Annotated in this window: 10 protein-coding genes and 1 pseudogene; 5 read left to right on the plus strand and 6 right to left on the minus strand. The window is 41.3% G+C overall.

Annotated features, from left to right (window positions below; all coding sequences use genetic code 11):
- Window positions 1-525: pseudogene (locus tag SCALIN_RS21180) on the minus strand (hypothetical protein); the annotation flags it as partial.
- Between the two features lie 282 nt (window positions 526-807).
- Here SCALIN_RS21180 and mgtE point away from each other — a divergent pair.
- On the plus strand, window positions 808-2,115 hold the full coding sequence (gene mgtE, locus SCALIN_RS21185; RefSeq protein WP_096896428.1) for a magnesium transporter: 1,308 nt from the start codon (window positions 808-810) through the stop codon (window positions 2,113-2,115).
- Window positions 2,116-2,332: 217 nt separating this feature from the next.
- On the opposite strand, the gene SCALIN_RS21190 is transcribed toward mgtE, so the two are convergent.
- The 3 genes from SCALIN_RS21190 to SCALIN_RS21200 form a co-directional block, all read right to left on the minus strand.
- Window positions 2,333-2,941 (minus strand): MlaC/ttg2D family ABC transporter substrate-binding protein, encoded by a 609-nt coding sequence (locus SCALIN_RS21190; RefSeq protein ID WP_096896429.1) that lies wholly within the window; start codon window positions 2,939-2,941, stop codon window positions 2,333-2,335.
- Between the two features lie 35 nt (window positions 2,942-2,976).
- A complete protein-coding gene (locus SCALIN_RS21195) occupies window positions 2,977-5,352 on the minus strand; it encodes a phosphoketolase family protein (protein ID WP_096896430.1) in 2,376 nt (791 codons plus the stop codon).
- A 94-nt stretch (window positions 5,353-5,446) separates the two neighbouring features.
- Window positions 5,447-8,173 carry a cation-transporting P-type ATPase gene (locus tag SCALIN_RS21200; protein WP_096896431.1) on the minus strand — a complete coding sequence of 909 codons (2,727 nt, stop codon included), beginning with the start codon at window positions 8,171-8,173 and terminating at the stop codon, window positions 5,447-5,449.
- Between the two features lie 394 nt (window positions 8,174-8,567).
- Between SCALIN_RS21200 and SCALIN_RS21205 the strand changes: the two genes are divergently transcribed.
- From SCALIN_RS21205 to SCALIN_RS22485, 4 genes are all read left to right on the plus strand, one after another.
- Window positions 8,568-9,959, plus strand: a complete 1,392-nt coding sequence (locus tag SCALIN_RS21205; protein ID WP_096896432.1) for an MBL fold metallo-hydrolase RNA specificity domain-containing protein — start codon at window positions 8,568-8,570, stop codon at window positions 9,957-9,959.
- Between the two features lie 69 nt (window positions 9,960-10,028).
- Complete coding sequence (locus tag SCALIN_RS21210) at window positions 10,029-10,619, plus strand: superoxide dismutase (protein ID WP_096896433.1); 591 nt, start codon at window positions 10,029-10,031, stop codon at window positions 10,617-10,619.
- 273 nt (window positions 10,620-10,892) lie between these two features.
- Complete coding sequence (locus tag SCALIN_RS21215; protein ID WP_230406678.1) at window positions 10,893-11,585, plus strand: LOG family protein; 693 nt, start codon at window positions 10,893-10,895, stop codon at window positions 11,583-11,585.
- Window positions 11,586-11,651: 66 nt separating this feature from the next.
- Window positions 11,652-11,822 (plus strand): hypothetical protein, encoded by a 171-nt coding sequence (locus SCALIN_RS22485; protein ID WP_162532460.1) that lies wholly within the window; start codon window positions 11,652-11,654, stop codon window positions 11,820-11,822.
- Between the two features lie 30 nt (window positions 11,823-11,852).
- Here the strand turns inward: SCALIN_RS22485 and SCALIN_RS21220 are convergent, their stop codons facing one another.
- Together SCALIN_RS21220 and SCALIN_RS21225 are read right to left on the minus strand one after the other, a co-directional pair.
- Entirely contained in the window at window positions 11,853-13,151 is a 1,299-nt protein-coding gene (locus SCALIN_RS21220) for a citrate synthase (protein ID WP_096896435.1), read from the minus strand.
- 93 nt (window positions 13,152-13,244) lie between these two features.
- The gene (locus tag SCALIN_RS21225) at window positions 13,245-14,504 is read right to left on the minus strand and encodes a glycosyltransferase (RefSeq protein WP_096896436.1); all 1,260 of its coding nucleotides are present in this window, start codon (window positions 14,502-14,504) and stop codon (window positions 13,245-13,247) included.
- Window positions 14,505-14,995: the final 491 nt, after the last annotated feature.

Below are 14,995 nucleotides of genomic sequence, written 5' to 3' on the forward strand. Positions count from 1 at the left end.
CACCTTTTCAGTCTTTGAGGCTTCTTCTTTCTTTTTCTCAAGTTTTTCAGTTTTATGTACCGCTTTGAGAACTTCCTTTTCCGCCTTCTGCTCAAGTTTCTCTACCTTATGAGCAGCCTTGAGACCAGCCTCTTCTTTCTTTTGTTCGATCTTCTGAGTCACCTTTTCAGTCTTTGAGGCTTCTTCTTTCTTTTTCTCAAGTTTTTCAATTTTATGTACCGCTTTGAGAACTTCCTTTTCCGCCTTCTGCTCAAGTTTCTCTACCTTATGAACAGCCTTGAGACCAGCCTCTTCACTCTTTTGTTCGATCTTCTGAGTCACCTTTTCAGTCTTTGAGGCTTCTTCTTTCTTTTTCTCAAGTTTTTCAGTTTTATGTACCGCTTTGAGAACTTCCTCTTTCTGTTCCTTATGTTGTTTTTCAGCTACTTCTGGCTTTCCTGGTTGATCTGCGGCTGCAAAATTTGCAATTGGCAAAAAACTAAAAAAACATATCAGTACTATTATTGACATTTTCTTTATCATCATATTTCTGCTCCTTAAAAGAATATTGTGGTTGGAATCTACTCCAACAAGAATAACTTTGTTAAATTAAAAAATGATATAAAGGATTATTACATACCTTTGAATGTTCAATCGATACCAGTCATTTCACAAAAGTACGTTAACTAATCTTTCATTGATTGTCAATAAGTTAAGAAAATAGTACATTGAAATGAATAGCAGATAGACACATTGGATGGCATTTGTTATTATGAGTATGCGGCAATATCTTTCCTTAATTTTTTAATATTTCAAGAGGAGTGTTAAATGCCAACCCGTGAAAACCTGCTCATTGTCATGAAAAAATTTGTTGAGAATGACTATCGTACTGCGGCACGAATTTTGGGTGAAGTCGAAGAATCGCAGGCGGTTGATGTATTAACGACGCTTCCACCTAAACTTTCCATAAAAGTAATCTCTGGTTTGCAGCCGAATTATCTGGCCTCACTGTTAACAAAGCTTCCTGCTGATCATTTTGATGAAATTATCAGTAATCTTGATCCTCAGAAAATCAGTGATATCATCCTGGGCCTTCCAGAAGAAATTAGAAAAAATTTTCTAGACAAAACTCCTGAAAAAAGCAAGCGGCACATCCTGGAGCTTTTAACCTTTCCGGAGGATAGTGCCGGGCGTCTCATGTCAAAGGAATATATCGCCTTTCACTTTCATATGAAGGTTAAAGACGCTATCAACAAGATAAGGGCGATGACAGGAAGGAGTGTTTCTTCTTACACCTATGTAGTGGATGATGAGCATAAATTAGTAGGGGTACTGAGCATGTATAGTCTTATCCAGGCTCCCAGAGAGAACAGTTTAGAGTCAATCATGAAAAGGAATATTTATACAGTGGATTGTTTTACCGAGCGTGAAAAGATAGTTGACGAGCTGAAACAGCACAGATATTCTAACGCCCCGGTTGTTGACAGCCAGAACCGTATGCTGGGAATTATAAGGGCTGAAAGGCTGATCGGTCAGGGTCAGGAGAATGTCGCAGGAGATATACAAAAAATGGTTGGTGTAAGCGCTGATGAGCGAACATTTTCATCGATGTGGTTTTCTCTTCGTAAACGGTTACCATGGCTTCATGTAAATCTGGTTACCGCGTTTGCGGCTGCTGGAGTTGTGGCTTTATTTGAAAATACTATTCACCAGATTACTGCGCTGGCGATCTTTCTCCCCGTTGTGGCTGGCCAGGGTGGCAACGCGGGGGCGCAGACCCTCGCGGTGGTAATGAGAGGTCTGGTAATGCGGGAAATTCCTAAAGGAAGATTTAAAAAACTGATCATCAAGGAAGGTGTGGTGGGATCTATTAATGGTATCGTCACAGGAATCGTTACGGGATTGATAGCATGGCTCTGGCGGGGTAATCCCTATCTTGGCATTGTTATCGGCATGGGAATGATCGTAAATCTGATTGCAGCCGGTTTGTCAGGAGCAGCCATTCCCATTGCCATGAAAAAGCTTGGCGCTGACCCTGCTCAATCCTCAAGCATTATTTTAACAACAGTTACTGATGTAGTTGGCTTTTTCGCGTTTTTAAGCTTTGCCGTGTTGTTTCAAAAGTTTTTGATTTAATTTACTTTAAAGAGATGAATCTTATGGAGTCTCCAAAAGGCATTTTACCATGGTTATCTCCAATACCGTTAATTCAATGCTAGGCATTAGAGGACTTTTTCAATCTGTGAATAATGTAATATATTGCCGTATGAAGAATTTCAATCTTGTAGGGGCAATTCATGAATTGCCCCTACAGAATAATCGAAAGTTTTGCCGAAGGTCTGACTTCAAGCATTTAACTCTTGAGGGTTTTCTCCCTCATCGTTTGAATCAGCGCCTTGAAAGGTGACTTTAACAGGATACTGTTAAATTGACTTCGGTAATTGTTTACGAGACTGACTCCTTCAATATTAACATCATAAATCTGCAATTTTCCGTTGTTGTTTATCAGGCTGAAGTCAACGGCGATCTCTTTTGCTGTGCTTGTAATAAATCTGGTCTGAACTTTGTAGTATTCTTCGTCATGGCTCTCTTTTAAAAGTACTACCTTTTCTCCGGAATACGTATCTGTATTCTTTAAATACGTGTTTTTAACAAGCACAGTAAATAATTCCACATACTCCTTTCTTTCTTCAGGGGTACGCTCTTTCCAGTACTGGCCGAGAGCTCTTTTCGCCATCTCTTCCATATAAAAGATAGACCCGATCTCCTCCCATAATCTTTTCCTGCGTTCCAGAGTCTTATCCTTTCCCGTAAGCGCGGGGTCTTTCAGAGTTCTTAAGCCGTTGTCAATAGTCGTCATAACGAGATCTCCCGCTTCTCCGGCCCATAAGCAGGTTGAAGTGACAGACAGCATGATGAATACTGCGACAGTAATAGTAAATATTTTTTTCTTGTTCTTCATGTTTTTAATTCCTTTTTTTTAAATTATTTGAATTTTCATGATTCCTCGTTCCACGTCCATTTCCAATCTCGGATTTCCGGCATATCTATACCATATTTCGCAATGTATTGTTTATGCTCGATTATTTTATCCCGGATCAGCTGTTTTGTGTATGCTGCGATATATCCAAGTTTCGGGACTCGATCGATCACGTCCGCCACAAGGTGGAAACGATCAAGGTCATTGCGAACAACCATGTCAAACGGAGTTGAAGTTGTGCCTTCCTCCTTATACCCTCTGACATGGAGGTTCTTGTGATTTGTCCGCCGGTAAGTTAATCGGTGAATGAGCCATGGGTATCCGTGATATGCAAAGATAATAGGTTTATCCGTGGTAAATAGTACATCAAAATTCTTGTCTGATAGTCCATGGGGATGTTCTTCTTTCGGTTGAAGAGTCATGAGGTCTACAACATTAATTACCCGTATTTTCAAGTCAGGCACTTGCTGACGGAGCAGATCAACGGCAGCAAGAGTTTCCAGAGTAGGTATGTCACCGGCACATGCCATTACCACATCCGGCTCACTTCCCCTGTCATTGCTCGCCCATTCCCAGATACCGATTCCATAAGTACAATGTTTGATCGCGGCATCCATCTCAAGCCACTGCTGCTGCGGTTGTTTTCCCGCTACAATCACGTTGATAAAATCACGGCTACGCAGGCATTTGTCTGTTATATATAATAAGGTATTTGCATCAGGAGGAAGGTATACGCGAATGGTATCCGCTTTCTTGTTACAGACATGATCGATAAAGCCAGGGTCTTGATGGCTGAATCCATTATGGTCCTGACGCCAGACATGTGAAGTTAAAAGATAATTGAGTGACGCGATCGGGCGCCGCCAGGGGATCTCTTTTGAAGTTACTTTAAGCCACTTGGCATGCTGGTTAAACATGGAGTCTACAATGTGGATAAATGCTTCGTAGCAGGAGAACAGGCCATGACGTCCGGTAAGCAGATAACCTTCAAGCCAGCCCTGGCAAGTATGTTCACTGAGTATTTCCATAACCCGGCCGTCAGGAGCAAGGTGGTCATCTTCCGGTATGGTCCTTTCCATCCATGTACGGTCTGTTACATCAAAAACATCTCCAAGCCGGTTAGATGCCGTCTCATCCGGGCCGAAGATCCTGAAATTCCTGTCCTGCATGTTGCGTTTCATAATGTCCCTTAAAAAGCGGCCCATGATCCGTGTGGCCTCCGCCATAACCTGGCCCGGCTCAGGCACTTCCACAGCATGGTCCCTGAAGTCAGGCATTTTCAGGCTTTTGAGTAGAAGCCCTCCGTTGGCATGAGGATTAGCGCCCATGCGTCTTTCGCCACGGGGAGCCAGCTCTGCAAGTTCTGGTCTGAGTTGTCCGTTTTCGTCAAAGAGTTCTTCAGGTCTATAACTATTCATCCACTCTTCAAGGAGTTTTACATGATCCGGCCTGTTGATCATTTCAGAAAAAGGGACCTGATGTGATCTCCAGAAATCCTCTGTCTTTTTTCCGTCCACTTCTTTTGGCCCTGTCCAGCCTTTGGGTGATCGCAGTATGATCATCGGCCAATGGGGCCTTTTCATGACACCATTTGAACGGGCATGGGCCTGGATCGACTTTATATCATCAATAATATTATCCATGGTTGAAGCCATCAACTCATGCATCGCCTCCGGTTCGGAACCTTCGACAAAGTATGGTTTATACCCGTATCCGATAAACAGGTTTTCAAGCTCTTCCTTTCCGATCCTCGCAAGGATCGTCGGATTCGCTATTTTATAACCGTTCAAGTGCAGAATAGGCAGTACAGCACCGTCCTGAGCGGGGTTGAGGAACTTGTTTGAATGCCAGGCAGTGGCGAGAGGACCGGTCTCCGCTTCACCGTCACCGACAACACATGCAACGATCAGGCCTGGGTTATCAAAAGCTGCTCCGAATGCATGGGAAAGGGCATAACCAAGTTCTCCCCCTTCATGAATAGAACCGGGCGTTTCCGGCGCCACGTGACTGGAAATTCCACCCGGGAAGGAAAACTGTTTAAAGAGTTTCTTCATACCATCCTCATCCTGTGAAATGTTGGGATAGTTTTCGCTGTACGTGCCTTCAAGATAGGTATTTGCAACCATAGCGGGGCCGCCGTGACCTGGCCCCGCAATATAGATCATACTCAAATCCTGTTCCCTGATTATACGGTTCAGATGGACATAGATAAAATTAAGTCCTGGAGTTGTGCCCCAGTGTCCCAGAAGTCTGGGTTTGACATGTTCCTGTTTAAGAGGTTCTTTTAACAAAGGGTTGTCATAAAGATAGATTTGGCCAACGGAAAGATAATTCGCCGCACGCCAGTATGCATGGATAAGATTTAACTGATCATGAGAAAGTGGTTCCTTCATGGGACACTCCTTTTTAAAATTTAGATTCTATTCCATTCCAGCCATTAGTTGGGAGGGAGTAGTGCTTTCTCTCTGGATGACTATGAAGTAACTCTCATTTTAACAATTGTTCAGGTATCTTCTTTTTGCGTCGTTCCCTTTTCTGCAATATGAGTTTTTCAATCTCTACCAGCACGAATACAGAAAAGGTAATTATTGTTATGTAAATCCACTCAACCGGCTTGAGGCCTTTCACTCCGAAGAGATGTTGCATAAATGGTGTATAGGTAAAAAAGAGTTGTGCGATAATTACCGCGCCAATAGCGATATAAATATAACGATTTCCTGTGAATCCTTTTCTGGTGAAAACACTGGTTCTTAAAAACCGTGTATTCAGCAGATAAAATATTTCAAACATTACCAGGGTATTTACCGATACCGTACGGGCGTATTCTATAGACACGTTATGAAGCCTGTCCCATAAAAAAAGGCCAAAGGTGCCCATAACCATTATTGCTGATACAAAAAGAATTCTCCAGATTAAAAACGGAGAGAGGATTGGTTCTTTAGGATTTCGAGGCGATTGCTGCATTATCTTCGCCTCAGGAGGCTCAAATGCAAGTGACAACGCCAGGGTAACTGCAGTAATCATGTTTACCCAGAGTATTTGAACAGGCGTAATCGGGAGAAGACGGCCTGTCAAAACAGCTGCTATGATAATCCCCGCCTCACCTCCATTGGTCGGAAGGATAAAGGTAATAGACTTCTTGATATTGCTATACACCGTGCGCCCTTGTTCGACAGCATTAGTAATAGATGCGAAATTGTCGTCAGTCAGTACCATCTCAGCCGACTCCTTCGCAACATCGGTACCTTTAATACCCATGGCAATCCCTACATCGGCTCGCTTGAGAGCAGGTGCGTCATTTACCCCATCACCAGTCATTGCAACGACTTCTCCATTTGCCTGTAGTGATTGTACAAGCTTTAATTTGTGTTCAGGACTTACCCGTGCGAATATATCTGCTTTCTGAACAGCGAGACGGAACTGGTTGTCATCCATCACATCCAGCTCGGTTCCTGATATTGCCGTCTTTCCATCTCCGATTCCAATTTTTGCACCAATAGAGCGTGCTGTAGATATATGGTCTCCCGTAATCATCTTTACCCTGATTCCCGCTGATTTACAGAGCTGTACAGCTTTGATTGCTTCGGTTCTTGGAGGGTCAATTATACCAATAAAACCAAGAATACTAAGACCTCCATTCACATCAGAAAACTGAAGAGTTCGGTGATTAACATCAGTCGGCATGGAAGCTATTGCGAGAACCCGCTGTCCTCTGCCTGCTATTTCTTCGATATGGTTGTTCCAATATTTGATATTAATCGGCTCATTAACTCCTGAAGAGCGTTGTTTGTCGCACATCATGAGAACTTTTTCCGGCGCTCCCTTAACATAAATAAACCCATGTCCGGAATGGTCATGATGCAGAGTCGCCATGAAACGGTGTTCCGATTCAAAAGGAATCACATCTGTTCTCGGATACATTTCTTTCAGGTTTGCATGTTCCATTCCAGCCTTTATTCCCATAGACACAAGCGCTCCCTCAGTAGGATCACCATGCATCTGCCATTGATTTTCAACGGCATGGAGTTCCGCATCATTGCAGAGCAACGCGGCCTGTGCCAACTCTCTCAGTGTTGGATGCTCTGTTAATGTAATGTTTTTGCCATCAAGGGAAAATTCACCGTGTGGTTCATAGCCCACTCCGCTCACGTCGAAAAGATGACTCACAGTGGCTATAGTCTGAACAGTCATCTCGTTGCGCGTAAGAGTGCCTGTTTTATCAGAACATATTACCGTCACAGATCCGAGAGTTTCAACTGCAGGAAGACGGCGAATGATGGCATTTCGAGTTGCCATGCCCTTGACCCCGATTGCCAGAGTAATCGTAATTATTGCAGGCAGACCTTCAGGTATTGCCGCCACTGCCATACCGACAGCCGCAAGAAACATCTCTCCAAACTTGTATTGCCGTACCATAATACCAAAAACAAAAGTAAATATTGCCATTGCTCCGATTGCCATGGTCAGCAGATAGCCGAATTCCGCAATCTGCCTGAGCAACCGTGTGGTAAGCGGCTTAACGTTGGACAGCATCATATTGATACGTCCAATCTCTGTATCATCACCTGTGGATACCACAACGCCTGTTCCCTGGCCATATGTTACAAACGTTGCGGAAAAAGCCATACATTTCCTGTCTCCTATTACGGCAGTTTCTATCACCGGTACCACTGTTTTATCTACCGGCATTGATTCTCCTGTAAGCGCTGCTTCATCAATGCGCAACTCTTTGGTCTTAATCAAACGAATGTCTGCGGGAACCTTATCTCCGGATTGTAAAAAAACGATATCACCAGGAACAACACCGTCTGCAGGAATCATGACTTTTTTACCATCGCGAAGAACAAATGCCTGCTGGGAAAGTATGGATCGTATCGCATCCAATGCTTTTTCTGCTTTACCTTCCTGTATAAAACCAATAAGCGCATTTACAATTATTACGCCGAAAATCACACCCGCATCTACCCAGTGGCTGAGGAGTGCTGTTATTATGCCGGCGGCAAGCAGAACATAAATGAGTACATTATGGAACTGTAATAGAAATCGAATGACAGGACTCTGTTTTTTGGGCGGACGTAACTTGTTTTTACCATATCGGGACAGCCGCTTTTCTGCCTCTTCAATCGTTAGCCCCTCGGGCTCACTTTCAATCTGTTCTAAAACATCAGTTATTTCCGATGCATGCCAGGATGTATTAAAAGGTACTTTATTCATAGTATTTAAAATCGTAAGTCAGATAATTAAACGTATAGAAATTTCAAAATTAAAATTTACACCAGAGACAAATCTACCTCTGGCAATACACTCAGAATGACATCCAGAACTGTCATTCTGAATGTAGTGATGCGGAATGAAGAATCTAACACGAATGAGTAATTTATTCTAAGTAAGTCTCTGAAAACACACTCTGATGAAAACTCAAATGTCCAGAATAAAAAATTTGAAATATGCGTTAAAGTTACCAGAAAAAACATTAAGATAAAAGTAAAAAAGTTTTTTCTTTTGATGGTATTGGACAAATGGTATCATTTCTCAATAAAGCGTTTTTCGCAATCTATACAACAATCAGTGTTATTATTGATTATCCAGATAAATTGAGGATTAAATTATGAAAATTACCTTTGTTGGTGCAACAAGAATCGTTACCGGTTCATGTTTCCATATCCAGACAAAAAAAACACATCTCCTTATTGATTGTGGGCTGTTCCAGGGAACCAGGGAGCATGAACAGAAGAATGCGGAGCCATTCCCGTTCAAACCATCTGAAGTAGACTATCTCTTGTTGACCCATGCCCACCTGGATCATACAGGACTAATTCCAAAGCTGGTAAAGGAAGGTTTTCAGGGGAAAATACTCACGACAAAAGCAACTGTTGAACTGTGCAATGTCATGCTCCTCGATTCAGCGCACATACATGAGCGTGAGGCGGAATGGGAAAACAAAAAACGGATGAGGGCGGGGAAGCATCTCCTGCAACCATTATATACGACGGATGATGCCACTTACAGCCTTCAATTTTTTCAAGGGGTTGATTACAATGAAATAGTGGATTTAGAGAATAGTGTTAAAGTAAGATTTCAGGATGCCGGTCATATTCTGGGATCTGCGAGTCTTGAATTATGGATAAAGGAAGAGAATGAAGAAAAAAAACTCGTTTTCTCCGGAGACATCGGACAGAAGGATCTTCCGATTGTCAAAGACCCTACACCCATAGAGGAAGCAGATTATGTATTTACTGAATCTACATATGGGAACAGAAAGCACAAAAGTATTGATGAAACAGAAGAAGAGTTCAGAATCGCAGTGTCAGAAGCATTAAAACGAGGGGGGAATGTGATCATCCCAGCCTTTGCGGTTGGAAGAACTCAGAATATTCTCTATATACTGAAACAATTAACGAAAGAAGGAAAACTCAACAATCTCAAAGTCTTTGTTGATAGTCCTATGGCAATTCAGGCGACCAACATAACCTTAAATCATCCGGAATGCTTTGATGAAGAAACCCTGGAACTTGTCAGGGAGGGAAAACTTTCCGGAAGAGGACTTTTCTTAGTGTTTACTGAGACTGCGGATGAATCAAGGCAAATCAATAAAACAAAGTCAGGGGCAATTATTATTTCTGCGAGTGGTATGTGTAACGCCGGAAGGATACGTCATCATTTAAAGCATAATTTGTGGCGTCCGGAATGCAGCGTCATATTCGTGGGGTATCAGGCTCAGGGTACTTTAGGAAGAAGGATAATAGAGGGGGCAGAAGAAGTGAAAATTTTTGGAGAGGAGATTTCGGTAAAGGCGAAAATTTATACCATTGGTGGTTTTTCTGCCCACGCAGACCAGGAAGGACTTATCGACTGGCTCAGTAATTTTAAAAAGAAGCCTGAGCGTATCTTTGTAATGCATGGTGAAGAGGAAACAGCAGTTGGTTTTGCCGAAACGATTAAAAAACAGTTGCATGTTGACGCCTACGCGCCATTTTGTATGGAGGAGATGACGGTATAACCTTGTTTTAAATTAACATTTGTCACATATAAGTTATAATTTTATCTAAAGAAACGGAGGAATATTAACATGATTGCATTACCCGAATTACCATTTGCTAAAGACGCATTAGAACCGCATATCAGTTCAAAGACGCTGGATTTCCATTATGGAAAACATCATAACGCATATGTTGTAAATACCAATAAATTGCTGGAGAATCATGCGTTAAAAGACAAGACTCTGGAAGAGATCATAAAGGGTACTGCAGGTGATCCTGCACAGGTGGGGCTGTTCAACAATGCTGCACAGGTCTGGAACCATACTTTTTACTGGAACAGTATTAAGCCGGAAGCGGGCGGAAAACCATCAGGTAAAATAGCTGAAAGGATAAATGACGACCTGGGCGGATACGATAAATTTGTTGAAACTCTTCAAACTGCTGCAGTGGGTCAGTTTGGAAGCGGCTGGGCATGGCTGATTGAGAACAAAAACGGAAAACTTGAAGTAATGAAAACTTTCAATGCCGATACTCCTCTGGCACACGGATTGAAACCTGTGCTTAACCTGGATGTATGGGAACACGCGTACTATCTGGATTATCAGAACCGGAGGCCTGATTATGTTACAAGTATTATAGAAAATCTCTTAAATTGGGATTTTGCCAATTCAAATATTTAATCATTGCTGTTTTATAAGGTCATGAAAGGGAATTATTTTACTACTTCGACGGTATCAGATAAATGTGCATCCTGATATTTGATGACGATATACGCACTGTTCTCATAATGAGAATAGTGCGAGCAGAGATGGAGAAGCCATCCTGGTCATTATCAGTCAAATATAACGTGGCGTATTGCATGATCTGATAAAGCAGTTGTGTATAGATTATTATTTTTGAAACAGAATAACAGAGAAAAAACTATGTCGGTAAAAAAACAGAAGAACATTAAAATGAGCACAAATGAAATCTCAATTACTCCTGGACAGAGAATCACGAAGGTGATTGATGACAAAGATGAAAAGATATCATCCTGGCGGGTTTTTAAGATTATGGGTGAATTTGTCAGTGGTTATGATTTTTTGAACAATTATGATTTAGCGGTAAGCATTTTTGGCAGTGCCCGCCGTGGATTCAAAGATGAAATTTACAAAGAAGCACAAACACTTGGATACAAACTGGCCAAATTGGGTTTCGCAGTTATTACGGGGGGCGGGCCGGGAATTATGGAGGCTGCCAATAGAGGGGCGCACAAAGCCGGAGGAAAGTCTGTTGGAATCAATATACAATTGCCTGCCGAACAACAGGTAAATCCTTATGTCCGGGAAACCATTGGCTTTAGTTACTTCTTTGTCCGTAAGCTGATGTTATCGTTTGCTTCCGAAGTATATATTTTTTTCCCTGGCGGCTTTGGAACTCTCGATGAACTTTTTGAATTGTTAACACTGATTCAGACAAAAAAGAGTAAACGGATCCCAATTATTCTGGTAAACAGGGAGTATTGGACACCACTTTTAAACTGGATAAAGAATCAGGTATTTAAAAAGAATAATGCTATAAACAAAGAAGATATGGATATTTATAGTTTGGTGGATACAGCGGATGAGGCGTTTCTTTTGATTAAGAAATTGGCTGATAATAAGTAAAAACATGATCTTTCTGTGTAATTCGCTGATAATCAAAATTACGAATATTTCTGACCTTCTGGAAGGATGTCATTTCTGCCTGCCCGCCCCGGCAATCCAGACGGAAGGGTACCTGTTCGGGCAGGCATTCTTTTAGCGGGAATCCAGGATGAACTTACCTTTAGATACCCGATAAAGGCGTTCGGGTATCTAAAGCAGTATGCGCAAAAACTGATTCGTCCTACTGAGCTATTCTGAGAGTTTTGCCACTTCTGTAAAATATATAGTCTATTTTCTCTTTCCGACAGGAACATAGTTTCTTGGTTTATGACCTGTATACAGTTGACGTGGACGTCCAATTTTTTGTTTTGGATCTTCAATCATTTCTTTCCATTGGGCAACCCACCCGGCTGTTCTTGCAATTGCAAAGAGAACCGTATACAGATTTGAAGGTATACCCATTGCCTTGTATATTATACCTGAATAAAAGTCCACATTCGGATACAGTTTGCGTTTAATAAAGTATTTATCGGTCAATGCGATATCTTCCAATTTCATAGCAATTTTCAGTAATGAATTATTCTGCATGTCAAGCTCGGTGAGAACCTCATGACAGGTATCCTTCAGCACAGAGGCTCTTGGATCATAATTCTTATATACCCTGTGACCAAACCCCATAAGCCGAAAAGGATCATCCTTGTCCTTAGCCCTTTTAATAAATTTTGGAATATTTTTTATATCACCAATTTCCTCCAGCATATGGATTACGGCTTCATTCGCGCCACCATGAGCAGGTCCCCAAAGTGAAGCAATGCCTGCACTGATACAGGCAAACGGGTTTGCTCCGGAAGAGCCTGCGAGTCTTACCGTAGAGGTAGAAGCATTTTGTTCATGATCAGCGTGTAAAATAAAAATCGTATCCATTGCCTTTGCAAGAACTTTATTAACCTTATACTCTTCAGATGGTACCGCAAACAACATATGTAAAAAGTTAGCGGTATAATCAAGTTCGTTTTTTGGATATATAAATGGCTTTCCTCGCGAGTATTTATAGGCCATCGCTGCAAGTGTGGGAGTTTTTGCAATCATCCTTAGTGCCGCTATCCTTCTCTGTTCTTCATCATTAATATTCAAGGAGTCATGATAAAACGCTGAAAGAGAAGCAAATGCTCCACACATTATTGCCATAGGGTGTGAAAACCGTGGAAAACCTCTGTATAAAAACTGCAGCTGTTCATGAACAAGAGAGCGGTTCTTTATTTCTGAAACAAAAAGGTTAAATTCTTTTTTAGCCGGCAATTCCCCATGTAATAATAAGTAGCAAACTTCCATAAAGTTACTTTTCCTGGCAAGTTGTGCAATATCATAACCTCTATATCTCAGAACACCTTTTTCACCATCAACATATGTTATACTTGATTCACAGGATGCAGTTGACATGAAACCGGGATCATAGGTAAAAAAACCGGACTCTTTATACAATGATGTTATGTCGATTACCTCAGGGCCTTCAGAACCTTTATAAACAGGAAACTCTAAATTTTTCTTACTTTTTCCAACAGTTAGTGACGCATTTTTAGTATTCATTCTTATACCTTTTTTTTAATTTTATGAAAGAGACATTTACCAGGTTGTTTTCTTAAATGGATTACTGTTCATGCTAAAGGTTCCATTACCAGATCATTCCCATGCCTCGTATTTTTTGATCAAGTAAGGCTTGGTGTCTTCAAAAACCTGTGCCTGCTTTTCTACGACCTGTTCTGCCTGTTCAGAGTCTAATTCTGCAACCTCTTGACAATATGCTGCCGTCCTGCCGAAATATAGGGGAACCATAATACCGATAAGTCTTTTTCTATTGCGGTTCCATGACTGATAAGTAAAGGCAAAATCGTATAATATCTTCGCCCACAAATCGGCTGGAAAGATTAATTTCCCCGTTTTTTTCAATTTACGAACATTTTTAGCAAGTTGTTCGTAACTTTCCGGTTCGATAATCTGTTTGTAGAGTGGATCAAAGTGAGAGAAACCTTCTAATAATTCGATTTCAAGCTTATTAAAATTTACCGAGACGGGTTCTATCTTTGCGATTTTCTCTGGTTCACCCATCGTTTCAACCGGAGTGCTGCCTTTTACGTTTCTCCAGTTTATTTCGTATTTTCCCATAAGGTACATTAACGTGCTGACAACTTGTCTGAACATCGGACCTAAGTGCTCCGCCGGGTCTTTCGCGTCATGCACCTTTGTACCAAGTTGTGCCTGCACTATCTTAAGGCCAGTATTTATTGCTGTAGTACTCATCCATATGTCTATACCGAATCTGGCGACGTCGGTATCCCAGACATCCTCTTTGGTATAGAGTACTGCTAATTCACCGCTGAAACCAAAGTCGCCGCCTATTGGCTGCCTGATTCTCTGTCCATAGAGAGCCCTGGTAATCGGATAAATAATATTGTTGGTAATCGTGCCGTCATTTTTATGCCTGATATAAGACGGCGCCACAAATCCCGCATGTTTATTAAGAACCGGTTCGGCAAGTAATTTAATCCATTCGGGAGTAATACTTCTTAAATCCGAATCAACCACTACACAACAATCAGCTTTCAGGTGCATAGCCAGTTCGAATACAGCCCTGAATGAAGTACCCTTTCCCGGTGAGCCACGGTATATAGCAACCCTTCTCTGGAACTCTTCGGGTACCGGAGCCGCATATGCAACTTCTCGTGTGTCATCTGTAGAACCGCCATCAGAAACGAAGAGTGCGTACTTCTTATCGGGAAAATATTTTTTTAATCCTTCCGCCGCAGTTGATATTACATGAGATATAGTATCCTCATTGTTATAACAGGGAATACCAACGAGGATGTTTACATCCTTGACCTTTTTCGTCCATTCATACACATTATCTCGGACGGCGCTTGGATATTTTTTTGTTGTTTCCATTTTTTCACCTATCTCTACAAAATGTCGATAATATAAGTATCGTAAAAAAAAAATAGTATATTGATGTAGCAACACAGAATTCTTTACTAACGAATTATTTTAATCTGTGTAAGATGCCTTTATCATTGAATCTCAATATTTTTTGGGAAGTTGAGTAGATGATTAAGAATATTGATACAAATAATTGTACATTGTAAGATAAAAAATGTACAATTTCAATAACTTTTGCATGACTTTTGTATGATAAAGATCGGAAGAATTATAGTAAGTTTTATACTTCGAGTAATATATATTAAGTGAAATCGAAAAAAGTTACATCTTAAGGTTTCTTATATTATAATATTCATACGGGAACAAAAGCGGTTTTTATTGCCTAAGATCAGGTTAGGTAGCTATCACGACAAAAGACTATCCTTCGACTCCGCTCTCCTCTCCGCCGCGGTGGAGTATGACGTCACCATGAGCGGAATCAAAGGGTTTTCAACATTGAA

The sequence above is a fragment of the Candidatus Scalindua japonica genome, from assembly GCF_002443295.1.
Taxonomy (GTDB): domain Bacteria; phylum Planctomycetota; class Brocadiia; order Brocadiales; family Scalinduaceae; genus Scalindua; species Scalindua japonica.

Coding starts and splice junctions, on each gene's coding strand:
- mgtE (WP_096896428.1), top strand. CDS start 808: ATGCCAACCCGTGAAAACCTGCTCATTGTCATGAAAAAATTTGTTGAG.
- SCALIN_RS21190 (WP_096896429.1), bottom strand. CDS start 2,941: ATGAAGAACAAGAAAAAAATATTTACTATTACTGTCGCAGTATTCATC.
- SCALIN_RS21195 (WP_096896430.1), bottom strand. CDS start 5,352: ATGAAGGAACCACTTTCTCATGATCAGTTAAATCTTATCCATGCATAC.
- SCALIN_RS21200 (WP_096896431.1), bottom strand. CDS start 8,173: ATGAATAAAGTACCTTTTAATACATCCTGGCATGCATCGGAAATAACT.
- SCALIN_RS21205 (WP_096896432.1), top strand. CDS start 8,568: ATGAAAATTACCTTTGTTGGTGCAACAAGAATCGTTACCGGTTCATGT.
- SCALIN_RS21210 (WP_096896433.1), top strand. CDS start 10,029: ATGATTGCATTACCCGAATTACCATTTGCTAAAGACGCATTAGAACCG.
- SCALIN_RS21215 (WP_230406678.1), top strand. CDS start 10,893: ATGAGCACAAATGAAATCTCAATTACTCCTGGACAGAGAATCACGAAG.
- SCALIN_RS22485 (WP_162532460.1), top strand. CDS start 11,652: ATGTCATTTCTGCCTGCCCGCCCCGGCAATCCAGACGGAAGGGTACCT.
- SCALIN_RS21220 (WP_096896435.1), bottom strand. CDS start 13,151: ATGAATACTAAAAATGCGTCACTAACTGTTGGAAAAAGTAAGAAAAAT.
- SCALIN_RS21225 (WP_096896436.1), bottom strand. CDS start 14,504: ATGGAAACAACAAAAAAATATCCAAGCGCCGTCCGAGATAATGTGTAT.